The organism is Rhodococcus indonesiensis, assembly GCF_047782815.1.
Classification (GTDB): Bacteria; Actinomycetota; Actinomycetes; order Mycobacteriales; family Mycobacteriaceae; genus Rhodococcus; species Rhodococcus indonesiensis.
In genome coordinates, this window is the sequence record NZ_CP180630.1 from 2,671,543 (window position 1) to 2,693,405 (window position 21,863).

Sequence of the window (21,863 nt, forward strand, 5' to 3'; positions counted from 1 at the left end):
ATCAAGCTTCAGGACTTGATGACGCGGTGGCGGTGGCGGTGGCGGTGGTGGGGCGGGGCGCCGGGAGGCGGGACTCGAGCCACAGGCCCGAGGCGCCGACGGCGATGCACACCGCCGAGATCCCCAGGAGCGCGGGGTGGGTGCGTCCCGTCAGGGCGTCGCCGAGCAGGACCACCCCTATCGTGCCCGGCAGAATGCCGGCCGCGGTGGCCAGCGTGTACGGGGCCACCCGCACCGACGAGATCCCACAGCAGTAGTTGACCACCGCGAACGGCAGGGGCGCGATCAGCCGCAGCGACCCCACCGCCAGCCAGCCTCGCCGCGCCAGTCGCTCGTCGACCGCCTGGACCGTGGGGTGACTCAGATGCGTCTCGACCACCCCGCGGCCGATCGCACGCACCAGCAGCAGTGCCAGCACGGCGCTGACGGTCGTGGCGGCGACGGTCACCGCGATACCCGTGACCGACCCGAACAGCACCCCGGCGCTGAGGGTGAAGACGGTGCGTGGGAACGGAGCCACCGTCACCACGGCGTGGATCAGGAAGAACAGCAGCGGAAGCAGGGGCCCGGCCGCCTCGGCCCAGGCGCGTACCTCGGCGACGGACGGGTGGGGCAGGAGCAGGGCGACGAGCGCGAGGACGGCCAGCACGGCCGCCGCGGCGAGAATCCGCCGGTCCCGCAGCATTCTCGTCACGAACGGTCACGATACCGGGCTCCCGGGCTTCTCGCGCCGGGGTGCGCGGCCGCCGGCGGCCGGGGCGGGGTCCTTCGAGCCGACGCCTCGGCGCCCGGTAGATTCCTTAGGCGACGACATTATCGATCGCTAGGGAAATTGTGGTGATCCCCACAATAGGGGCGGCGTGTATGCGGCTAGCATCACAACGGAATCAGTTTAAGGTTTCCACGGCCGTGTTCGGCGAGCCCGCCCGCTGCGTACGAGAGGACCTCACGTGTCATTAGCTTCAGAAGCCGAGGATGCCGCGCGCGCCTACGCGCAGTGGCAGGAGGCGGTGGCGGGGGTGCTGGCCAAGTCCCGCCGCGTCGACCCCGCGGAGCTCGGACCGGAGCCGCAGCGACTGCTCGAGACCACCACCTACGACGACGTCGCCGTCGCCCCCCTCTACGGGGTGCGCGACGAACGTCCCGAGGCGCCGCTGCCCGGCTCCTTCCCGTTCGTCCGCGGCGGTTCCGCAGCCCGGGACGTCAACACCGGATGGCTCGTCAGCGCCCGCTTCGGCGACACACCGGGGGAGGTGAACGAACGCATCCTCGACGCCCTCGAGAACGGCGTCAGCGCCCTGTGGCTGCACGTCGGCGCGGACGGCATCGCGATCGCCGACCTGCCCGCCGCGCTCGACAAGGTCCTGCTCGACCTCGCGCCGCTCACCCTCGACGCCGGCGCCGACACCGCCGCGGCCGCCGGCGCCCTCTACGCGCTGCTCGATGCGCGCAGCGACGTCGCCGAGCGCGCCGCCGTGCGGCTGCACCTCGGTGCCGCCCCGCTGACCAGCGCCTTCTCGGGTCGCGCCGACGTCACCGTCGCCCAGGCCGTCGAGCTCGCCCACGCCGCCGCGGGGCGCGCCGAGACCGTGCGGGCCCTCACCGTCGACGGCACCGCATTCCACAATGCCGGGGCCGCCGACGCCGAGGAACTCGGTGCCGCCGTCGCCGCCGGACTCGAGTACCTGCGCGAGCTGACCGGCAGTCGCCAGTCCGCCGCCCGGGCGCTCGGCCAGATCGAGTTCCGGTTCGCCGCCACGGACGACCAGTTCCAGACCATCGCCAAGTTCCGCGCCGGCCGGCAACTGTGGGCCCGCATCGCACAGGTGGTGGGTGCGGCCGACGCCGGTCACGCCCCCCAGCACGCCGTCACCTCGGCCGCGATGATGACCCAGCGCGACCCCTGGGTGAACATGCTGCGCACCACCCTCGCCGCGTTCGGCGCCGGCATCGGCGGTGCGGACGCGGTCACCGTGCTCCCGTTCGACGTGGCCCTGCCCGCCGGTGCGCTCGGGGTGTCGGAGGCCTTCTCCGCGCGCATCGCCCGCAACACCCAGCTGCTGCTGCTCGAGGAGTCCAACCTCGGCCGCGTCCTCGACCCGGCCGCCGGGTCCTGGTACGTCGAGGACCTGACGGCGCAGATCGCGGCCAAGGCGTGGGAGTTCTTCCAGCAGATCGAGGCGGCCGGCGGCTACCGTGCCGCCCTCGACGCCGGCCTGATCGCCGAGCGGATCGCCGCCACCCGCGCCCGCCGCGAATCCGACATCGCCCACCGCCGGACCGCGGTGACCGGCGTCAACGAGTTCCCGAATCTGGCCGAGGCGCCGCTGCCCGCGGAGACCGCCGACGCCGGCGCCACCGTCGCCCGGTACGCCGCCGCCTTCGAGGCGCTGCGCGACCGCTCCGACGTCCACCTCGCCGCGCACGGCACCCGGCCCCGGGTGCTGCTCGCCCCGCTGGGACCGATCGCCGAGCACAACATCCGCACGACGTTCGCCGCGAACCTGCTCGCCTCCGGCGGCATCGAGACGGTCAACCCCGGCCCGCTGTCCGTCGACGACGACAGCATCGCCGCCGCCGTCCGCGACGCCGACGTCACCGTCGCCGTGGTGTGCGGCACCGACAAGCGCTACGGCGAACAGGCCGGCGCGGCGGTCACCGCCCTCCGCGACGCCGGCATCGGCACCGTCCTGCTCGCCGGGCCGGAGAAGGCCGTGAGCGAGACCGGCGGCGCCGCGCGCCCGGACGGGTTCCTCACCGCCAAGATCGACGCGATCGCCGCGCTGACCGACCTGCTGAACACCCTGGGAGCGTAAGTGAGCATCGAACACAAGATCGGCAGTTTCGCCGACGTCCCGCTGACGGATCCGGCGGCGCCGGGCCCCGCCGCCCCCACCGAGGAGCAGGCCGCGGCGCTCGTCGACTCGGTCGCCGCCGCCAACAACTACACGACCGAGCAGGTGGTGTGGTCCACGCCCGAGGGCATCGACGTCAAGCCCGTCTACACCAAGGCCGACCGCGACCGGATCGTCGCCGAGGGCTACCCGCTGGGCAGCTACCCGGGCGTCGAGCCGTTCGTCCGCGGCCCGTACCCGACGATGTACGTCAACCAGCCGTGGACCATCCGCCAGTACGCCGGGTTCTCCACCGCCGCCGAGTCCAACGCCTTCTACCGCCGCAACCTCGCGGCCGGGCAGAAGGGCCTGTCGGTGGCGTTCGACCTCGCCACCCACCGCGGCTACGACTCGGACCATCCCCGCGTGCAGGGCGACGTCGGCATGGCCGGCGTCGCGATCGACTCGATCCTCGACATGCGGCAGCTGTTCGACGGCATCGACCTGTCGCAGGTGTCGGTGTCGATGACCATGAACGGCGCGGTGCTGCCGATCCTGGCGCTGTACGTCGTCGCCGCCGAGGAGCAGGGCGTCAAGCCCGAGCAGCTGGCCGGGACCATTCAGAACGACATTCTGAAGGAGTTCATGGTCCGCAACACCTACATCTATCCGCCCAAGCCGTCGATGCGGATCATCTCCGACATCTTCGCCTACACCAGCGCGAACATGCCGCGCTTCAACTCCATCTCGATCTCCGGCTACCACATCCAGGAGGCCGGTGCGACCGCCGACCTCGAGCTGGCCTACACCCTCGCCGACGGCGTCGAGTACATCCGCGCCGGCCTCGACGCGGGCATGGAGATCGACAAGTTCGCCCCGCGCCTGTCCTTCTTCTGGGCCATCGGGATGAACTTCTACATGGAGATCGCCAAGATGCGCGCCGGCCGCCTGCTGTGGGCCGAGCTCGTCGAGAAGTTCCACCCCAAGTCGGCCAAGTCCAAGTCGCTGCGCACCCACTCGCAGACCTCCGGCTGGTCGCTCACCGCGCAGGACGTGTTCAACAACGTCGCCCGCACCTGCATCGAGGCCATGGCCGCGACCCAGGGCCACACCCAGTCGCTGCACACCAACGCCCTCGACGAGGCGCTCGCGCTGCCGACCGACTTCTCCGCCCGCATCGCCCGCAACACCCAGCTGCTGCTGCAGCAGGAGTCGGGCACCACCCGGCCCATCGACCCGTGGGGCGGCTCGTACTACCTCGAATGGCTCACCCACGAGCTCGCCAACCGCGCGCGCAAGCACATCGCGGAGGTCGAGGAGGCCGGCGGCATGGCACAGGCCATCTCCGAGGGCATCCCGAAGCTGCGCATCGAGGAGGCCGCGGCCCGCACCCAGGCCCGCATCGACTCCGGCCGCCAGCCGGTGATCGGCGTCAACAAGTACCAGGTCGCCGAGGACCACGAGATCGAGGTCCTCAAGGTCGAGAACTCCCGCGTGCGGGCCGAGCAGCTCGCCAAGCTCGAGCAGCTGCGTGCCGATCGCGACCCCGAGGCCGTGCAGGCCGCGCTGGACGCCCTGACCCGCGCCGCCGGCGCGACCGACGCCGGGCCGGACACGAACCTGCTGGCCCTGGCCATCGACGCGGCCCGCGCCAAGGCCACCGTCGGCGAGATCTCCGACGCCCTCGAGAAGGTCTACGGCCGCCACCAGGCCGAGATCCGCACCATCAGCGGGGTCTACCGGGACGAGGCCGGAAAGGCGGTCAACATCAGCACGGCAACCGAACTCGTCGAGAAGTTCGCCGAGGAGGAGGGCCGCCGGCCGCGCATCCTCGTCGCGAAGATGGGCCAGGACGGGCACGACCGTGGGCAGAAGGTGATCGCCACCGCCTTCGCCGACCTCGGCTTCGACGTCGACGTGGGACCGCTGTTCCAGACCCCCGAGGAGGTCGCCAACCAGGCGGCCGACAACGACGTGCACGTCATCGGCGTGTCGTCGTTGGCCGCGGGACACCTGACCCTGGTGCCCGCGCTGCGGGAGGCCCTCGCGGAGGTGGGCCGCCCGGACATCATGATCGTCGTCGGCGGGGTCATCCCGCCCGGCGACTTCGACGAGCTGTACCAGGCCGGTGCCGCCGCGATCTTCCCGCCGGGCACCGTCATCGCGGACGCCGCGGTGGGGCTGCTGCACAAGCTCGCCGACCAGCTCGGCCACGACCTGGGGGCCTGACCCGCAATGGGCAGCACCCCGGTCGACAGTCACACCCGCCGGCCCGCGGTCGACGTCGACGCCCTCGCCGAGGACGTCCTCGCCAACCGGCGGGCCGGGCTGGCGAAGGCGATCACCCTCGTCGAGTCCACCCGGGACGACCATCGGGAACAGGCGCAGCAGCTGCTGCTGCGCCTGCTCCCGAAGGCCGGCGGCGCGATGCGCGTCGGCATCACCGGCGTTCCCGGCGTCGGCAAGTCCACCTTCATCGATGCGCTGGGCATGTACCTGCTCGGCAAGGGGCACCGGGTGGCGGTGCTCGCGGTGGATCCGTCGTCGACCCGCACCGGCGGCTCCATCCTCGGTGACAAGACCCGTATGGCGCGGCTGTCGGTGCAGCGCGACGCCTACATCCGGCCGTCCCCGACGGCCGGCACCCTCGGGGGCGTGGCCAAGGCCACCCGCGAGACGATGGTGCTGCTCGAGGCCGCCGGGTTCGATGTGATCCTCGTCGAGACCGTCGGGGTCGGGCAGTCCGAGGTGACCGTCGCGAACATGGTGGACTGCTTCACCTTCCTGACCCTCGCCCGCACCGGTGACCAGCTGCAGGGCATCAAGAAGGGCGTGCTCGAACTCGCCGACCTGGTCGCGGTGAACAAGGCCGACGGCCCGTTCGAACGCGACGCGCGGGTCGCGGCGCGGGAGCTGGCCGGGGCCCTGCGGCTCGTGCATCCGCACGACGCGGTGTGGAAGCCGCCGGTGATCACCATGAGCGGCCTCGAGGGCGCCGGCCTGGACACGTTCTGGGACAAAGTCCTCGAGCACCGCCGGGTCCTCACCGAGGCGGGCCTGTTCGAGGAGAACCGGCGCCGCCAGCTGGTGGACTGGACCTGGACGATGGTGCACGACCAGCTGCTGCGCCGGCTCGAGACCAACCCCCGGGTGCGTGCGCTCCGTGGCGACGTCGAACGCGCCGTGCGCGACGGCTCGCTCACCGCAGCGTTGGCCGCCCAGCAGATCCTCGACGCGTTCGACGCCGCACCCTAGCCACCGAGGCCCTGGACCACCCAGGCCGCCGGATCGCCACCCCAGGCGCGGGCCGGGAACGGATAGTCCGGGTACTCGGCGAGCGCGGGCCGGGCCGTGGTCACCGCCGCGTGCGTGGCCACGGTCCGCGGCCCGGGACGTGCCGGTACCGGCGGCGGGTGCGGGTCCCGGCCGGGTGCCTGCAGCAGCCACGCCGCGGTGCGGGCCAGCGCGACCGCCACGTCGCGGCCCCGCCCGTCCCGGTGCCGCGCGGCCAGCGCATCGAGCACCGCGGCCGCCAGCAGGTAACCGCTCGCGTGGTCGAGCGCCTGCACCGGCAGCGCGCCGGGCGCGTCGCAGTCGCCCTCGGCCACCGCGATCCCGGACGCGGCCTGCACGATCGAGTCGAAGCCGCGGCGGTCCGCCCACGGCCCGGACCATCCCCACGCGCACACCCGGCCGTGCACGAGACCGGGCCGGATCGTGCCGGGCGCCCCGATCAGCGCGTCCAGCGCCCCGGGCCGGTAGCCGGTGAGCAGCACGTCGGCGTCGGCGAGCAGGCGGCGCCACGTCTCCCGGCCGGGACGAGCGTGCAGGTCCAGCAGCGCCGTGCGCTTGCCCTGCCCGTTCTCGGCGTGCTGCCAGGGGATCTCGGCGAGAGCGGGCGGATCGATGCGCAGCACCTCCGCTCCCAGCAGGCCCAGCGCGCGGGCCGCGACAGGCCCGGCGATCACCCGGGTCAGGTCCAGCACCCGGAGCCCGGCCAGGGGCCGCGCCGGGTCGTCGCCCGCGACGGTCCGGTCGGCGGTGTCGTCCCGCGCGAGAATCCGTACCAGCGGGCCCGCCGCCGCGGCCCGGCCCTGCGGGCTCGTGGCCCACTCGTGTTCGGTGCGCACCCGCACCGCGATCGCGTCGTGCCCGGCGGCTGCGTCCTCGACCGCCGCCGCCGGCAGCTGCCGCAGCCGGGCGGCGCAGCCGGCCCGGTCGGTGTCGTCGGGCAGTTCGAGGGCGCGGAGCAGGCGCGCCCGGTGATGCGGATAGTTCGCGTGGGTGCGCACCCACCCGTCGGCGGCGGGGAAGAACCCGGACAGCGCCGCGAACCCCGGCACGGGCCGGCCGGCCATGCGCAGCATCCGGTCCCCGGCGAACGACGCGGCGATCCGCTCCGGGTCGAGCCGCGCCCCCTGCGGAGCGAGTCCCTGGGTGCGGCGGTAGCGGTCGGCGGCCGCCGCGAATGCCGCCACCGCGCCCGTGGCGAGGTCGGCCACCGGCAGCCGGGCGGGGAGGAACCGCCCGGCCGGGGCGCAGTGGATGCCGGGCGCCGGCTCCACCGGGACATCGAGGCCGGCGGCGGCGAGAGCGGCACCGTAGGTGTCGAGCAGGGCGAGGGGGCGCATCGTGCGCCGAGCCTAGAACGGTGCTCGGCCGTCCGCGGCCGGTTCCCGCAGTTCGGGGCGGGCCGGCTCGAGGCGCTCGAGGGCACCGGCGGATTCGGCCCGGGTGAGCCGGGAGCGGCGCCACGAGACCGTGAGCAGCGCGATCCAGCCGGCCACGATCAGCAGGTACAGCAGCGTGGTGGCCGTGGCGGAGATCTCGAACGAGGTGAACAGCTTCTGCGCGTTGGTCAGCACGATGACGCCGCCGACCGCGGTGCCGAGCAGGGTGGCCGGTACCCGGCTGACCAGCCACGCCGCAATCGGGGCGGCGATGGCCCCGCCGAGGGCGAGACCGGCCACGACGAGCAGGTTGCCGAGCGATTCCCGGCCGAGACCGATGAGGAAGCCGATGCTCGCGGCGAGTGCGACGAGGAACTCGGAGGCGCTGACCGAGCCGATCACGGTCCGGGGGGCCGTCTTGCCGCGGGAGAGCAGGGTGCTGGTCGTGATCGGCCCCCATCCGCCGCCGCCGCTGGCGTCGATGAACCCGCCGAACAAGCCGAGGGGGGACAGGAACTTCGCCGAGTGCGGCGAGGTGCGGGCGTGCGCGACGGCGGGTGGCCGGACCGAGAACCGCAGCGCCACATAGACACCGATGGCGAGCAGGATCGTCGACGTCACCGGGATCGCGGCCTCGGTGGACAGGCTCGAGAGCACCGTGGCGCCGAGGAAGGCGCCGAACGCGCCGGGCACGCCCAGCTTCGCGACCACCCCCCAGTCCACGTTCCGGAACCGCCAGTGCGAGGCACCGGAGACGAGGGTGGTGCCGACCTCGGCGAGGTGCACGGCGGCGCTGGCATGCGCGGGACCGATGCCGCTGAAGATCAACAAGGTGGTGGCCGTGACCCCGAAGGCCATGCCGAGGGCCCCGTCGACGAGCTGCGCACCGATACCGACGAGCGTGAACACCAGAAGAGCGAACATGCAGAAGACTCCGACCACGAAGGAGCGAACCGGGGAGGGGAGAGGCGGCGCACGCCGCTCAGCAACACTCCTGGTCGAAGCACGCGCCCCGTCGGGTGGGCCAGAACGCCATCAACGCGAGCAGGGTGGCCGGAGCCGCCGCGATGCTCGTCGTCTGCACGTTCGTGTCCCTTCACCGGTCTGCCGTTCGCCGCTCATGCGACGATCCGTCCGAGCATAGCCGGTCGCGCGCGGTGGCGCCGTCATCGGGCGGCGTGTCGCCGATTCCCGCGACGGCGCCGCCGCGGTCACGGCAGGCGCCGGGCCGTGATCTCGAATCCGGCGCCGCGCAACCGGTCGGTCAGCACGTCCCCGAAGGCGGCCGCGGGGGTGAGCACCCCGCCCCCGGCGTGGAGGCGGTCGCCGCCGAGGACCAGCGACAGTGCCGACTCGCCGAGCATCACCGCGGTCGCCTTGTAGCCGGGGTCGCCCTGGGCGGCGACGCGGGCGCTGTAGCGGGCACCGGTGCTCGTCGTGGTGTAGAGGTCGATGGTGAAGAAGCCGCGCTCGCGGGCCGACTCGGACGGGCCCTGTCCCGGCGCGGGCAGCAGCTTGTCGAGCACGAACCGGGTCGGGGGGAACGCCAGTCCCGCCACCAACGCGCCGAAGCCCGCGGCGACACCGGTCGCCACGAGCGGCGACAGCCGCGACGAACCGACACTCATCGTCTCCCGGTAGCGGAAGCGCGGCCCGTACGCCCAGCCGGTGAGCGCGTTGCTGCGGCGCACCACCCGCGTGTTGTAGGGGCCCATGAAGAACGGCGCGAGCCGGCCGGACAGTTCGGGCGCGACGGACCCGCCGTCGACGGTCGCCAGGTCGTTCTGGCGCCCGAGGTCGGGTTCGCGGGACCGGTCCGGCGACAGCGAGTAGGGGGCGAGGGCGACCTTGCGGGCCGCGCCGTCCCGGCGTACCGCGTCCACCTGGGTGCGCATCGAGTCGATCGTGCCGCCGCTGACGCCGCCGCGCATGGCCCGCACCACCAGCGTCGTGTCGGTCAGATCCCCGGCGTCGTCCGCCTGCACGGCCCGGTGCAGTGCGTGCACGCCGAGATCGGAGGGAATGGAGTCGAATCCGCAGGAGTGCACGATGCGGGCGCCGGTGCGCCGGGCCACGTCGTCGAACCGGTCGATGCTCTCGCGGTGGAACAGCACCTCGCCGGTGAGGTCGACGTAGTCGGTGCCCGCCTCGGCGCAGGCCTGGACCAGCGGCAGCCCGTACTTGGCGTAGGGGCCGACCGTGGTGACCACCACGCGGGTGCGGGCGGCGAGCGCGGCGAGCGACTGCGGGTCGCCGGCGTCCGCCTCGAGTACCGGCCAGGCCTGCGCGGCGGGCCCGAGCTCGGTGCGGATGCGTTCGAGACGGGCGCGGGAGCGGCCGGCCAGGGCGATGCGCACCCCGCCAGGGGAGTGTTCGGCGAGGTAGGCGGCGGTGATCCGGCCGACGAAGCCGGTGGCGCCGTAGACGACGATGTCGAGATCGCGGGAGGCAGTCATGCGCCACACCCTACTGCCGGGTAAGTCAGGATGCGACGCGGGTCACACGGCGGCGCCGGAGCCACCACCCGAACCAGGACACAACGATGGTCACCGCGACGGCGGCCCGCACGAGTCCCACCGCCGAGTCGGGGTAGATCACCCCGGTCAGGTAGTGGTCGATGAACCCGCTCGGCGGCAGACCCTCCATCCCGGCGCGGCGGCGCGCCCAGTTCTCCAGATCGGTGAGCGGGCAGTCGAATCCGGCGAGGACGGTGGCGAACCCCCACACCACCGCCACCACGTGCAGCGCCAGCGTGCGGGGCCACCGCCACGCCAGGAAACCACCGAACGTCACATACAGCAGGAAGGCCAGGTGCACGGCCACGGTGACGTCGGCCAACAGCCGGTACGCCATACCGCCAGCCTATCCGGATCGGGCGGGGCAGCGGCCGTTCCGGACGACTACTCGTCCGCGTCGGTGCCCTTGACGACCAGGACGGGCACGGGCGCCTCGAGCAGCAACCGCTGCAGGCGCCGTTCCAGCAGGAACTTGCCGAGTGCATTGCGGTCGCGGCTGCCCACCACGAGACGTTCCGCGCCGGAGCGCTCGACCAGGTCGACCAGCGCGGCGACCGGGTCCCCGTCGTGCACCGCCGTCCGCAGTTCCCACCCGTCGGTACCCAGGGTGGCGGTGACGTCCGCGCGGACCGAGTCGAGTTCGCGCTGCCCGGACGCGCCGTCGTCGTCGACCGCGACGAGCACGAGGGTCGTGCCGTCGCCGTGGGCCGCCTCGCGGGCGGCCGCGGTGAGTGCGGCGTGTCCTTCCGGGGTGTCGGCGTGGACTACGGCAACGGGCATGGGGTCCTCCGGAGGCGGTGACGGCGTGTGCCCTCCAGTATCCCCGCCCCGGGACGCCCCGGTCGCTCCCGGCGGTGTGGAACTGGTCTCCACCTGCGCGGACGTGTCGGATGGATCTCACCCGGCCTGCCGGACGCGGTCACCACGGAGCCGGGCGGTAGTCCTTGAGGAAGCAGCCGTACAGGTCCACCCCCGCCTCGCCCTGCACGATCGGGTCGTACACGCGGGCCGCGCCGTCGACGAGGTCGAGCGGGGCGTGGAACCCCTCCTCGGCCAGGCGCAGCTTGGTGTGGTGGGGCCGTTCGTCGGTGATCCAGCCGGTGTCGACGGCGGTCATGAGGATCCCGTCGGCGCGCAGGTCCTCGGCGCTGGTGCGGGTGAGCATGTTCAGCGCGGCCTTGGCCATGTTGGTGTGCGGATGCCCGGCCCCCTTGTACCGGCGCCCGGCGAACTGCCCCTCCATCGCCGAGACGTTCACCACGTACGTGCGGCGGGCGGGGGAGGACGCCAGCGCCGGCCGTAGCCGGTTGACCAGGATGAACGGCGCCACGGAGTTGCACAGCTGCACCTCGAGCAGTTCCAGCGGCTCGACCTCGCCGACGGTCTGCACCCAGCTGTTGGTGTGCACCAGATCGGGCAGCAGCCCCCCGGCGTCGACCGCGACACCGGCGGCGATCCGGTCGGGCGTGGCCGACCCGGCCACCAGCGCGAGCGAGGTGAGCGACTCGGCGGTCAGTTGCGACGGCAGCGACCCGGCCAGCGCGGCCGGGTGCGCGTCCGAGGGTTTGCCGAAGGTGAGCACCTCCGGCCGCGGGCCGGCCGGCAGGGGCCCGGACTCGGCCTCGGCGAGGGCGGAGTACGCGCCGGGGGAGCGGCGCACGGTCTGGGCGGCGTTGTTGACGAGGATGTCGAGCGGACCCTGCGCGGCCACGTCGTCGGCCAGGGCCACGACCTGGGCGGGGTCGCGCAGGTCGATGCCGACGATCCGCAGGCGGTGCAGCCAGTCGGCGCTGTCCTCCATGGCGGCGAAGCGGCGGATCGCGTCGTTCGGGAAACGGGTCGTGATCGTCAGGTGGGCACCGTCGCGCAGCAGCCGCAACGCGATGTACATGCCGATCTTGGCGCGGCCGCCGGTGAGCAGCGCACGCCGCCCCGTCAGATCGGTACGGGCGTCCCGCTTCGCGTGGTTCTCCGCGGCGCAGCGCGGGCACAGCTGGTGGTAGAACGCATCGACGCGGGTGTACTTGTCCTTGCACACGTAGCAGGCTCGCGGCCGGATCAGCGTGCCCGCGCTCGCACCCGGCGCGTTCGAGCTCAACGCGATCCCGGCGGTCTCGTCGTCGATGCGGGTGGGCGAGCCGGTCGCCGTCGTCGCGAGCACCTGCCGGTCCGCGGCGACCTTGGCCCGGCGGGCCTCGTTGCGGCGCGCCCGCTTGAGCTTCTTGAACATGTGCCCCACGGCGCGCTGCACCGTCACCGAATCCGGGTGGTCGGCGTCGAGCTCACCCACGAGGGACAGGACGCGGAGGCAGGTGGCGAGGTCGGCCGGGTCGATACCCGACGCGTCGGTGTGCGAAGTCATGGGCCTGTTCGTCGTGTGGGGCGGTACGGACCGATGGTATCGGGCGGGCGACGCCGGCCGACCTCGTGGGACCTGTGGCTCTGCCCGCGACGCCGCGAACCTGGCAGGCTCGGGGTGCAAGCAATCCTCGACCCAAGGAGACGACGATGACCGCACGGCGCCGCCGGAAGTTCCGCGACCTGACCCCGGCGCAGCAGACACTCGTGCTCACCCTCGCCGCTGTGCAGCTCTCGCTCGCCGCGACGGCATGGGTCGATCTGGCGCGGCGCCCCGCGGATCGGGTCGCGGGCAGCAAGGCGAAATGGGCCGCGATCATCGCGGTGAACTGGATCGGCCCGATCACGTACTTCCGCCGCGGCCGGATCGGCTGAGCCACCCGCCGCGGGCGGCGAAGCGCCGCCCGTGGACGGCGAAGGCCCCGAACCTGCTCGGTTCGGGGCCTTCGGCGGCTGTCTCGACTCGGAGTGTCCGAGGGGGGACTTGAACCCCCACGTCCGTTAATAGGACACTAGCACCTCAAGCTAGCGCGTCTGCCATTCCGCCACTCGGACATGCTGATGCTCCCCGCTCCGCGGGTGCCGTTTCAGCGTAACCTACCCGGGCGCACCGTCCCAATCCGCTGGTCGACGGCTCGGCCGGCTCCGGGACGCGGCGACGATCCGGCGGCGCCCGGCGCGGCAACGGCGAAGGCCCCGAACCTGCTCGGTTCGGGGCCTTCGCCGTCTGTCTCAACTCAGAGTGTCCGAGGGGGGACTTGAACCCCCACGTCCGTTAATAGGACACTAGCACCTCAAGCTAGCGCGTCTGCCATTCCGCCACTCGGACCTGCTCCGCTCCCACGTCCGTGGGCGCTGTGAAAGAGTAACCCACCACGTCGCGGCGCCCAAATCGCCCCGCCCACCTGCGGGTTTGCCGGGATCGATGGTAGACAGGGGACCGTGTCCACAACATCGAATCCCGCCCAGCCGGCCGGCGGATCCCGCGCCGAGGCCGAAGTCGTCGACCTGGTGTCGCAGCTGATCCGCTTCGACACCTCCAACACCGGAGACCTGGCCACCACCCGCGGTGAACGGGACTGCGCGATGTGGGTGGCGGCACGGCTCGAGGAGGTCGGCTACACCACCGAGTACGTCGAATCCGGCGCTCCCGGCCGCGGCAACGTGTTCGCCCGCCTGCCGGGTGCCGACCCGTCCCGGGGTGCGCTTCTGCTGCACGGGCACCTCGACGTGGTGCCCGCCGAACCGGCGGACTGGAGCGTGCACCCGTTCTCCGGGGCCGTGGAGAACGGCTACGTGTGGGGGCGCGGCGCGGTCGACATGAAGGACATGGTCGGGATGATGCTGGCCGTCGCCCGCCGCTTCAAGGCCGAGAACATCGTGCCGCCCCGCGACCTGGTCTTCGCGTTCCTCGCCGACGAGGAGGCCGGCGGCACCTACGGCAGCCACTGGCTCGTGCGGCACCGCCCCGACCTGTTCGACGGCATCACCGAAGCCGTCGGCGAGGTCGGCGGGTTCTCCCTGACCGTGCCGCGCCGCGACGGCGGCGAACGCCGCCTCTACCTCGTCGAGACCGCCGAGAAGGGTCTCGGCTGGATGCGGCTGACCGCCAAGGGCCGCGCGGGCCACGGCTCGTTCCTGCACGAGGACAACGCCGTCACCGTCCTCGCCCAGGCCGTCGCCCGCCTCGGCACGCACACCTTCCCGCTCGTGCTGACCGAATCGGTCGCCGAGTTCCTCGCCGCCGTCGCCGAGGAGACCGGACTCGACTTCGATCCGGCCTCGCCGGACCTCGACGGCACCCTCGCCAAACTCGGGTCCATCGCCCGCATCGTCGGCGCCACCCTGCGCGACACCGCCAACCCGACGATGCTCGACGCCGGGTACAAGGCCAACGTCATTCCCCAGACGGCGCAGGCCGTCGTCGACTGCCGCATCCTGCCGGGCCGGCGCGCCGAGTTCGAACGCGCCGTCGACGACCTGATCGGCCCGGACGTCACCCGCGAATGGATCACCGACCTCGACTCGTACGAGACCACATTCGACGGTGACCTCGTCGAGGCGATGAACGCGGCCATCCTGGCCCACGACCCCCTCGGGCGGACCGTGCCCTACATGCTCTCCGGCGGCACGGATGCGAAGGCCTTCGCCAAGCTCGGCATCCGCTGCTTCGGGTTCGCCCCGCTCCAACTGCCCCCGGAACTGGACTTCGCCGCGCTGTTCCACGGGGTGGACGAGCGTGTCCCGGTCGACGCGCTGCGCTTCGGCACCCGTGTCATGGAACACTTCCTGCTGCACGCCTGAGCACACCAGCACCCAGAGAAAGGACCGGTATGGCCCACGACCCGTATGCGCCGCTGCCCGACCTGCCCACCTTCGATCTCACCAGCGAGGACATCACCGACGGTCGCCCGCTGAAGCCGGAACAGGCCAGCGGGATCTTCGGGGTGCCCGGCGGGCAGGACGTCTCCCCGCAGCTGTCGTGGTCGGGCTTTCCCCCCGAAACCAAGAGCTTCGTCGTCACGATGTTCGACCCCGACGCGCCGACCGCGTCCGGGTTCTGGCACTGGGCGGTGGCGAACATCCCGGCCTCGGTGACATCGCTGCCCGCGGGAGCCGGCGACGACACCGGCTCCGGGCTGCCCGAGGGCGCGGTCACCCTGAAGAACGACGGCGGCCTGCATCGCTTCCTCGGCGCGGCCCCGCCGCAGGGGCACGGCCCGCACCGCTACATCGTGGCCGTGCACGCTCTCGACGTGGACACCCTCGACGGGGTCGGCGCCGACTCGACCCCGGCGTTCCTCGGATTCAACGTGTTCTCGCACGCGATCGCGCGCGCGACGCTGCACGGCACGTTCGAGCAGTAGACCCGTTCGGCGGATCGCCTCCGCGCCGGAAACGGACAGGCACACACCGCCGGACGGGTGTGCCTGTCCGGCGGTGTGTGCCGGCCCGCCGCTCCGGGCGCGGCGGATCAGACGCGGACGCCCGCGCCCACCGCGTCGCCGATCGACGCGAACCCGGCTGCCCGCACCTTCCGGGCGAGGCCCTTGTGGATGCGGCGCGCCCAGAACGGTCCGCCGTAGATGAAACCGGTGTAGCCCTGCACCAGCGACGCGCCCGCGAGGATCCGCTCCCAGGCCTGCTCGGCGGTCTCGATGCCGCCGACCGAGATCAGCACCAGCCGGTCCCCGACCCGCGCGTGCAGCCGGCGCAGGACCTCGAGGGAGCGCTGCGCGACCGGGGGACCGGACAGCCCGCCGGCGCCGATCTCCGCGACCAGGGCGGGATCGGTGCGCAACCCGTCCCGCCGGATGGTGGTGTTGGTGGCGACGATGCCCGCCAGCCCGAGTTCGACGGCGAGGTCGGCGACCGCGTCGATGTCCTCGTCGGACAGGTCGGGGGCGATCTTCACCAGCACCGGCACGTGCACGGTGTCCAGCACCGCCGCGAGCAGCGGCCGCAGCGACTCGACCGCCTGCAGGTCGCGCAGCCCGGGGGTGTTGGGGGACGAGACGTTGACGACGACGAAGTCGGCGAGCGGGCCGAGCAGCCGGGCGCTCGCGGTGTAGTCCTCGGCTGCGTCCGCCGGCGCGACCACCTTGGTCTTCCCGATGTTCGCGCCGATGGGGACGGTGTGCACCCGGGTGCGCAGCCGGTTCGCGGCCTCCCCGGCGCCGTGGTTGTTGAAGCCCATCCGGTTGATCAGCGCCCGGTCCGCGGGCAGGCGGAACAGCCGGGGCGCCGGGTTGCCGGGCTGCGCCTGGGCGGTGACGGTGCCGATCTCGGCGAAGCCGAAGCCCAGGGGGCCCCAGGCGTTCACCCCGGCCGCGTCCTTGTCGAAGCCGGCCGCGAGACCGAGCGGGGCCGGGAACGTCACCCCGAACACCGTGTTGCGCAGCACCGGATCGTCGACGACGAGGACCTTGGCGATCAGCGCCCGCAGCGGCGGGACCCGGGTCGCGAGCCGCATCGCCGTGAACGCGAGGTGGTGGATCCGCTCCGGCGGCAGCAGGAACAGCAGTCGAAGGAACAAGCGATACACGGAACACTCCCTGCTGGCCCGGGCGGCGCCCGGGGTCGGCGTCAACGAACGGTGGGTTCGGGCACGTGGTGGCCGGTCTTGCGGCGGCGCAGCAGCACCCGGCGGCTGCCGTCGGGATACAGCCGCACCCGCGTCAGCTCCCACCCGTGGAATTCGGCCTGGATGGCCAGGCGCAGCGACGCGCTGACTCGCGAGACGTCGCGCGGCAGCCGCAGCGGCACGTAGTCGTACTCGTCGTTGCTGGTGTCCCAGCCCACCGGCATCCGCGTCCACCGGCCGCCCACATCGCGTGGACCTGCCATCACACACCCCCGATCGGGATCCTCTGCAGCCCGTCCCCGGTCCCGGATCCGATCACCAGGACGGCGCCGGCGGTGTCGACCACCACCGAGTTCGGTTGCCGCACCGTCGCGTACCGGCCTCGCTCCTGCGGAATCCCGGTCGACAGATCGTAGCCGACGACCTCGTTGCTCCCGGTCGAAGTGACCCACACGAGGTCGTTCGCGCTGTCGTAGGCGACGCCGTACGGGCCGTTCGGCACCGGATACCGCTGGCGCAGCACCAGCGGATCGAGCGTGTACACGTGCAGCTCCCCACCCCGGGTGTCGGTGACCAGCACCCGGCCGAACGGGTCGGTGGCCAGCTGCGTGGCACCCTCCCCGGCCCGCAACGCCAGGCCGAGATCACCGTCGGCGACATCGACCTCGGTCAGCGACGTCTGGCGACGGTCCAGCGCCGCCAGCTCCGAGCCCACGGCGGCGAGCGCGTCGACCGAGGCCAGGCCGGGAACGGTCTGCGTCGCACCCGACGCCGGGTCGACGAGAAGGGTGACGCCGGCCGCGGTGCCCACGGCCAGACGCCCGTCCGCCAGCACGGCCGCCGAGCGGGCCTCCCCGTCGACCGGCACCTCCGTGACGGTGCCCGACCGCACATCCACCCGGGCGACGACGCCGGGACCGGGGGCGAGGACCTCCCCGTCGGCACCGGGAAGCACGGTCACCGCCGCAGCGGGCAGGTCGACCTCGCGGGGCGCTGCCGCCGGGTCGGCGGCCCCCAGCAGCAGCAGCCGCGACCCGTCGCCGGCGAGCGCGGCGACCGTACTCGTGCCAGGATCGACGGCGAGGGCATCGACAGCGCGGCCGAGCGCCTGCACCGTTCCCGCCGGCGGGACGGCCGGCTCCGGCGCCACGGCCGGTGTCGCCGGGTCGATGGTGGGCAGACTGTCGCCGCTGCTCGAGGAGGAACACCCGGTGACCAGCGCCAACGCGAACCCCACCGCCGCGGCGGTCGCACGTGCTGCCGGTCTGCCCATCGTCTCGCTCCTCGTTGTCGCCCGGGGTCGGTGGCGTGCGGCACCGTCGCCGGCGGCGCACCCGACCCCCAGTGTTCCTGATCGCCGCGGCGGCGCCGCAGCCGCCTCGTCCACCCTCACCCCCGCCAGGAGGCCGATGTGACCTGGCCCACCGGTTCCGCCGACCGGCCCGCCGACGGCTTCGTCGTCGAATACCTCAGCCCGGGTGTGCACGCGCACGGGTTCGGTCGCACCGAGGAGGGCCGGCCGTTCTCGTTCCGGGTGCGCCGCGCCACCTTGCGGGTGGAGGTGTACCGGCCCGCGGGCGCGTCCACCGTGCCCACCGCCGCGGACGTGATCGCCCGGGCCCGGGCGTCGGTCGCCGAGATCGACCTCGGCGACGAACGCAGCGTGGCGGCGGCCGTGCGGGACACCGTCGCCCGCGCCCGGCCGTGCCGGTCACCGACGTGGCTCGACCGCCTGCTCGGATGGCTGCCCGGCCGGTGACGCCGCCGCGTCGCCGGCCCGCAGCGGCAGCACCAGCGGCGCGCCGGTCTCGGGATGTCGGTGGACCCGCACCGGGTAGTCGTACACGCGGGTGAGCAGCTCCCCGGTCAGCACCTGCGCGGGCGGGCCGTCGGCGGCGACACGGCCCGCGGCGAGCACGCAGACCCGGTCCGCGTACGCCGCGGCCAGATTCAGATCGTGCAGCACCACCACCACGGCCGTGCCGGCGTCGGCGCGGCGGCGCACCACCTGCATCACCGTCTCCTGATGACCCAGATCCAGGGCCGCGGTGGGTTCGTCGAGCAGCAGCGTCTGGGTGTCCTGCGCCAGCACCCGCGCCAGCGCCACCCGGGCCCGCTCACCACCGGACAGGGCCGGGAACGGCCGGTGCGCCAGGTGCGTGACGTCCGCCTCGGTCAGCGCCGCGGCCACCGTCGCCTCGTCGTCCCGGCTGCGTTCGGTGCGCGCCCAGGCCGCCCGGCCCATCCGCACCACCTGCAGCGCGGTGAAGGCGAACCCCACCGCGTGCTGCTGCGGCAGCACCGCCCGTCGTCGCGCCAGGGCGGCGGCCGAGAACTCGGCCAGGGGGCGGTCGCCGACCGTCACCGCGCCCGCGGCGACGGGTTGATCGCCGGCGAGCGCGGCCAGCAGGGTGGACTTGCCGGCGCCGTTGGGTCCGACGAGCGCGAGCACCTCCCCGACCCGCACCTCGAGGTCGACGCCGTCGAGGACGACGCGGTCACCGCGGCGGACGGCCACCTGCTCGGCGCGCAGCGTCACCGCGCCCTGCCCGGCGCGGGTGGGCACCTGCCGGTCCGGCCACGGCCGCGGCGTCACGCCCAGCCGCCCTGGCGTGCCCGGGTGCGGCGCAGCATCCAGAAGAACACCGGGCCACCGACCAGCGAGGTCAGCATGCCCAGCGGCAGGTCCGCGTTCGGCACCAGGGTGCGGGCGCCGAGGTCCGCGGCGAGCAGCACCACCGCGCCGCACAACGCGGCGGCCGGGATCAGCACGCGGTGCGCGGGCCCCAGCGCGATCCGCACCAGATGCGGCACCACGAGCCCGACGAACAAGATGATGCCGGTGAACGCCACCCCGGAGCACACCAGGACGGCGACGACGACGATCGCGGCCTGCCGCACCCGCTCGACGTCGACGCCGAGGTGGCGCGCGACGTGCTCGCCGAGGGAGAGCAGGTCCAGCTTCGGGGCGAGCACGACGGCCGCGACGACGCCGCCGAGCGCGAGCGGCGCGACCACCGACACGACCTCCCACGTGGCCCCACCCAGGCTGCCGAGCTGCCAGAACACGATCTGGTCGCGCGCGGCGGGGGTGGCGACGAACGTGAACAGGGCGATCAGCCCGCCGGCGAACGCGTTGACCGCCACCCCGGTGAGGATGACCGTGACCACCTCGGTGCGGCCCTCGGACCGCGACAGCACGTACACCAGGGTCGTGGTCAGCAGCCCGGTGACGAACGCGGCACCTGCCAGCGCCCACCCGGCGGTGAACGCCCCGCCCAGCACGATCGCCGCGCACGCGCCGACGGCGGCCCCGGCGGACACCCCGATCACCCCGGGCTCGGCGAGCGGATTGGCGAACACACCCTGCAGCAGGGCGCCCGCGCAGCCCAGCGACGCCCCCACCAGGACGGCGAGCACCACCCGCGGGAACCGCACCTCCCACAGGGTGACCTCGCCGGCCGGATGGGCCGGCAGCGGCCCGAGGTCGAGCCCGAGGCGGTGCAGCACGCTGCCGACCACCTCGGCCGGTGAGGTGGGCACCTGCCCGAGGCACGCCGAAAGCACCGCCAGCACCACCAGGGCGACCGTCAGACCGGCGACCACCGTCGCGGTGCGGCCGCGGTGGGCGGCGGGCAGCCGGACGGGGGCGGGGGAGTCGACGGCGCTCATGCCGGCGCGGCCGGGTAGAGCGCCGCGGCGAGCGCGGCGAGCACCCGGCCGGTGTCCGGGCCGAAGCCCAGCAGCACCGAGTCGGCCATGTCGACGATGTTGCCGTCGCGCCCGGCCGGGGTCTGGGCGACGCCGGGCAGCCGGGCGAGACCCTCCGGCCCGCCCACGGAGGCCAGGCTCTCCGTCATGATCAAGATCACGTCCGGGGCGGCGGCGATCATCGCCTCGCTGGTGATCGGGGTGAACTCGGACGTCAGGCCGGCGACGGTGCCCGCATCGCGGCCCCCCAGCGCCTCGACGAGCGCGTCCGCGCCCGACCCGGGACCGCCGAGCATCTTGATCGCCGACCCACGCAGATACAGGAACGCCACCGTCGGGGGCGCACCGTCGTCCGGCACCGCCGCGCGGGCCGCGGCGATCTCGTCGCCGGTGCGCTGCGCGAGGGCCTCACCCGCCGCGGGCACACCGAGCGCCCGGGCGACGAAGCGGATCTGCTCGCCCACGGTCGCCAGGGTGCGGCGCGGGTCGACGAACACCACGGGCACCCCGGTGGCCCGCAACTGTTCCTGCACCGCGAACGGCCCGACCGACGTGTCGGTGAGCACCACCGTCGGGGCCAGCGCCAAGATCGCCTCCGTCGAGAGCCCGTGCCCGCCGGGGGTGACGTTCGGCACCTGCTCGACGGCGGGGAAGCTCGCCGTCGACCGTCCCACCAGCCGGTCCCCGAGACCGAGCGCGAACACGGTCTGGGCGAGGGTGCCCGACCGGTCGGCCGTCACGATGCGGGAGGCGTCGGTGACGGTGACCTCGACCCCGTCGACGCCGCGGACCGTCACCGGCAGCGCCGGCACGGGAGCCTCCGCGATCGGCCGCGGATTCGGATCGCCCACCACGGCGGTGCGCGCCCCGGTCCCGCTCCCGGTCGGGGCGGTCGAACACCCGGCGAGCGCCGCGGCGAGCGCGAGCACCGCGGCGAGGAACGCGTAGCTGCCGCGTCGCGTCATGGCAGGGCGGCGGTCGTGCGGTACCGGTCCAGTTCGGCGGCCAGGTCGGCGAACAGGTCACCGTTGAGCCCGAACACCAGGTTCGCCTCGTCGATCACCGTGCGCCGCTGTTCCTCGTCGAGCGGCGCCGCGTCCAGCTTCGCCCGGTAGGCGTCCTTGAACGGCTTGGGTTTGGGAATGTCGTCGAAGATGTAGAACCGCAACCCGTCCCGGTCCAGCCCGTACGCCCGCTCGAGCATGCGCCGGATGATCTGACCACCCGACAGATCCCCCAGATACCGCAGGTAGTGGTGCGCCAGGAACACCTCCGGGCGCACCGCGGCCACCTGCTCGAGCCGCGCGACGTACCGCTGCGCCGCGGGTAGCGGCGCGATCGTCTCCCGCCAGCGCGGGCCCAGCAGGAACGTCAGGTCCGCCTCGAGCGCCGGCGTGCGCAGCAACGCGTCGTCCAGGAACGGCCCGGCGATCGGGTCATCCGCGTGACCGCGGCCGACCCGCTCGAGCGCTTCGTAGACGAACCACGACTGCGCGAGCAGCGCCGCATACCCCTGCCGGGTGAGCCGGCCGGCCAGCAGTTCGGTGACGAACTGCGCGTTCTCGGTGTCGCTGTGCGCCTGCGCGGTCTCCCGGCGGAGCCGTTCCGCGAACCCCGCGGCCTCGATCGCGGTCATCGACCGGTCCCTCCTCGTGCCCGCCGTCCGGTGCCGGTGCACCGACCTCGACCA

General features: G+C 73.5%; 21 protein-coding genes and 2 tRNA genes. 7 read left to right on the forward strand and 16 right to left on the reverse strand.

The window, feature by feature from the left end:
- Position 1: 1 nt before the first annotated feature.
- The gene (locus ACM26Y_RS12540) at positions 2-694 is read right to left on the reverse strand and encodes a TVP38/TMEM64 family protein (RefSeq protein ID WP_416063557.1); all 693 of its coding nucleotides are present in this window, start codon (positions 692-694) and stop codon (positions 2-4) included.
- A gap of 256 nt (positions 695-950) precedes the next feature.
- Here ACM26Y_RS12540 and mutA point away from each other — a divergent pair, with 256 nt between their 5' ends.
- The 3 genes from mutA to meaB are packed head-to-tail and all read left to right on the forward strand — an operon-like array spanning position 951 to position 6,089.
- The gene (gene mutA, locus ACM26Y_RS12545; RefSeq protein ID WP_416063558.1) at positions 951-2,816 is read left to right on the forward strand and encodes a methylmalonyl-CoA mutase small subunit; all 1,866 of its coding nucleotides are present in this window, start codon (positions 951-953) and stop codon (positions 2,814-2,816) included.
- Positions 2,817-5,063, forward strand: a complete 2,247-nt coding sequence (gene scpA / locus ACM26Y_RS12550) for a methylmalonyl-CoA mutase (protein ID WP_416063559.1) — start codon at positions 2,817-2,819, stop codon at positions 5,061-5,063.
- Between the two features lie 6 nt (positions 5,064-5,069).
- Positions 5,070-6,089: a methylmalonyl Co-A mutase-associated GTPase MeaB gene (meaB, locus tag ACM26Y_RS12555; protein ID WP_003934923.1), complete on the forward strand. Its 1,020-nt coding sequence runs from the start codon at positions 5,070-5,072 to the stop codon at positions 6,087-6,089.
- Here meaB and ACM26Y_RS12560 read toward each other — a convergent pair.
- The 6 genes from ACM26Y_RS12560 to ACM26Y_RS12585 form a co-directional block, all read right to left on the reverse strand.
- Positions 6,086-7,465 (reverse strand): CoA transferase, encoded by a 1,380-nt coding sequence (locus ACM26Y_RS12560; RefSeq protein ID WP_416063560.1) that lies wholly within the window; start codon positions 7,463-7,465, stop codon positions 6,086-6,088. The genes meaB and ACM26Y_RS12560 overlap by 4 nt on opposite strands.
- 12 nt (positions 7,466-7,477) lie before the next feature.
- Positions 7,478-8,428, reverse strand: a complete 951-nt coding sequence (locus ACM26Y_RS12565; protein ID WP_289379110.1) for a sulfite exporter TauE/SafE family protein — start codon at positions 8,426-8,428, stop codon at positions 7,478-7,480.
- A 287-nt stretch (positions 8,429-8,715) separates the two neighbouring features.
- Positions 8,716-9,960, reverse strand: a complete 1,245-nt coding sequence (locus ACM26Y_RS12570; protein ID WP_416063561.1) for a saccharopine dehydrogenase family protein — start codon at positions 9,958-9,960, stop codon at positions 8,716-8,718.
- Positions 9,961-9,985: 25 nt separating this feature from the next.
- Positions 9,986-10,357, reverse strand: coding sequence for a DUF2784 domain-containing protein (locus ACM26Y_RS12575; RefSeq protein ID WP_416063562.1), 372 nt, complete (start codon positions 10,355-10,357; stop codon positions 9,986-9,988).
- A gap of 47 nt (positions 10,358-10,404) precedes the next feature.
- Complete coding sequence (locus ACM26Y_RS12580; RefSeq protein WP_003934918.1) at positions 10,405-10,800, reverse strand: universal stress protein; 396 nt, start codon at positions 10,798-10,800, stop codon at positions 10,405-10,407.
- A gap of 139 nt (positions 10,801-10,939) precedes the next feature.
- Entirely contained in the window at positions 10,940-12,382 is a 1,443-nt protein-coding gene (locus tag ACM26Y_RS12585) for an SDR family oxidoreductase (RefSeq protein ID WP_003934917.1), read from the reverse strand.
- 146 nt (positions 12,383-12,528) lie between these two features.
- On the opposite strand from ACM26Y_RS12585, the gene ACM26Y_RS12590 reads away from it, so the two are divergent.
- Positions 12,529-12,753, forward strand: coding sequence for a PLDc N-terminal domain-containing protein (locus ACM26Y_RS12590; RefSeq protein ID WP_003934916.1), 225 nt, complete (start codon positions 12,529-12,531; stop codon positions 12,751-12,753).
- A gap of 94 nt (positions 12,754-12,847) precedes the next feature.
- Here ACM26Y_RS12590 and ACM26Y_RS12595 read toward each other — a convergent pair.
- Together ACM26Y_RS12595 and ACM26Y_RS12600 are read right to left on the reverse strand one after the other, a co-directional pair.
- Positions 12,848-12,933: transfer RNA gene (locus ACM26Y_RS12595), tRNA-Leu, on the reverse strand.
- A 188-nt stretch (positions 12,934-13,121) separates the two neighbouring features.
- Positions 13,122-13,207, reverse strand: a tRNA-Leu gene (locus ACM26Y_RS12600).
- 113 nt (positions 13,208-13,320) lie between these two features.
- Here ACM26Y_RS12600 and ACM26Y_RS12605 point away from each other — a divergent pair.
- Complete coding sequence (locus ACM26Y_RS12605) at positions 13,321-14,682, forward strand: M20/M25/M40 family metallo-hydrolase (RefSeq protein ID WP_416063563.1); 1,362 nt, start codon at positions 13,321-13,323, stop codon at positions 14,680-14,682.
- Positions 14,683-14,711: 29 nt separating this feature from the next.
- Positions 14,712-15,245 carry a YbhB/YbcL family Raf kinase inhibitor-like protein gene (locus ACM26Y_RS12610; RefSeq protein WP_003934914.1) on the forward strand — a complete coding sequence of 178 codons (534 nt, stop codon included), beginning with the start codon at positions 14,712-14,714 and terminating at the stop codon, positions 15,243-15,245.
- Between the two features lie 107 nt (positions 15,246-15,352).
- Here ACM26Y_RS12610 and ACM26Y_RS12615 read toward each other — a convergent pair whose 3' ends face one another.
- From ACM26Y_RS12615 to ACM26Y_RS12625, 3 genes are read right to left on the reverse strand one after another with little or no spacing between them, the layout of a single operon-like run.
- Positions 15,353-16,423, reverse strand: coding sequence for a quinone-dependent dihydroorotate dehydrogenase (locus tag ACM26Y_RS12615; protein ID WP_416063564.1), 1,071 nt, complete (start codon positions 16,421-16,423; stop codon positions 15,353-15,355).
- A 41-nt stretch (positions 16,424-16,464) separates the two neighbouring features.
- Positions 16,465-16,725 carry a DUF5703 family protein gene (locus tag ACM26Y_RS12620; protein ID WP_017682199.1) on the reverse strand — a complete coding sequence of 87 codons (261 nt, stop codon included), beginning with the start codon at positions 16,723-16,725 and terminating at the stop codon, positions 16,465-16,467.
- Positions 16,725-17,735: a hypothetical protein gene (locus tag ACM26Y_RS12625; protein WP_416063565.1), complete on the reverse strand. Its 1,011-nt coding sequence runs from the start codon at positions 17,733-17,735 to the stop codon at positions 16,725-16,727. The genes ACM26Y_RS12620 and ACM26Y_RS12625 overlap by 1 nt, the downstream gene beginning before the upstream one ends.
- 138 nt (positions 17,736-17,873) lie before the next feature.
- Here ACM26Y_RS12625 and ACM26Y_RS12630 point away from each other — a divergent pair, with 138 nt between their 5' ends.
- Positions 17,874-18,221 (forward strand): hypothetical protein, encoded by a 348-nt coding sequence (locus ACM26Y_RS12630; RefSeq protein WP_416063566.1) that lies wholly within the window; start codon positions 17,874-17,876, stop codon positions 18,219-18,221.
- On the opposite strand, the gene ACM26Y_RS12635 is transcribed toward ACM26Y_RS12630, so the two are convergent.
- Genes ACM26Y_RS12635 through ACM26Y_RS12650 form a run of 4 tightly spaced genes read right to left on the reverse strand, consistent with a single transcriptional unit; the run spans position 18,174 to position 21,809 of the window.
- Positions 18,174-19,058 (reverse strand): heme ABC transporter ATP-binding protein, encoded by an 885-nt coding sequence (locus tag ACM26Y_RS12635; RefSeq protein WP_416063567.1) that lies wholly within the window; start codon positions 19,056-19,058, stop codon positions 18,174-18,176. The two genes, ACM26Y_RS12630 and ACM26Y_RS12635, sit on opposite strands and share 48 nt — an antisense overlap.
- Positions 19,055-20,134 carry a FecCD family ABC transporter permease gene (locus ACM26Y_RS12640; protein WP_003934908.1) on the reverse strand — a complete coding sequence of 360 codons (1,080 nt, stop codon included), beginning with the start codon at positions 20,132-20,134 and terminating at the stop codon, positions 19,055-19,057. The genes ACM26Y_RS12635 and ACM26Y_RS12640 overlap by 4 nt, the downstream gene beginning before the upstream one ends.
- Positions 20,131-21,138, reverse strand: coding sequence for a heme/hemin ABC transporter substrate-binding protein (locus ACM26Y_RS12645; protein WP_416063568.1), 1,008 nt, complete (start codon positions 21,136-21,138; stop codon positions 20,131-20,133). Before ACM26Y_RS12645 ends, ACM26Y_RS12640 begins: the two co-directional genes overlap by 4 nt.
- Entirely contained in the window at positions 21,135-21,809 is a 675-nt protein-coding gene (locus ACM26Y_RS12650; RefSeq protein WP_003934906.1) for a heme oxygenase (biliverdin-producing), read from the reverse strand. The genes ACM26Y_RS12645 and ACM26Y_RS12650 overlap by 4 nt, the downstream gene beginning before the upstream one ends.
- Positions 21,810-21,863: the final 54 nt, after the last annotated feature.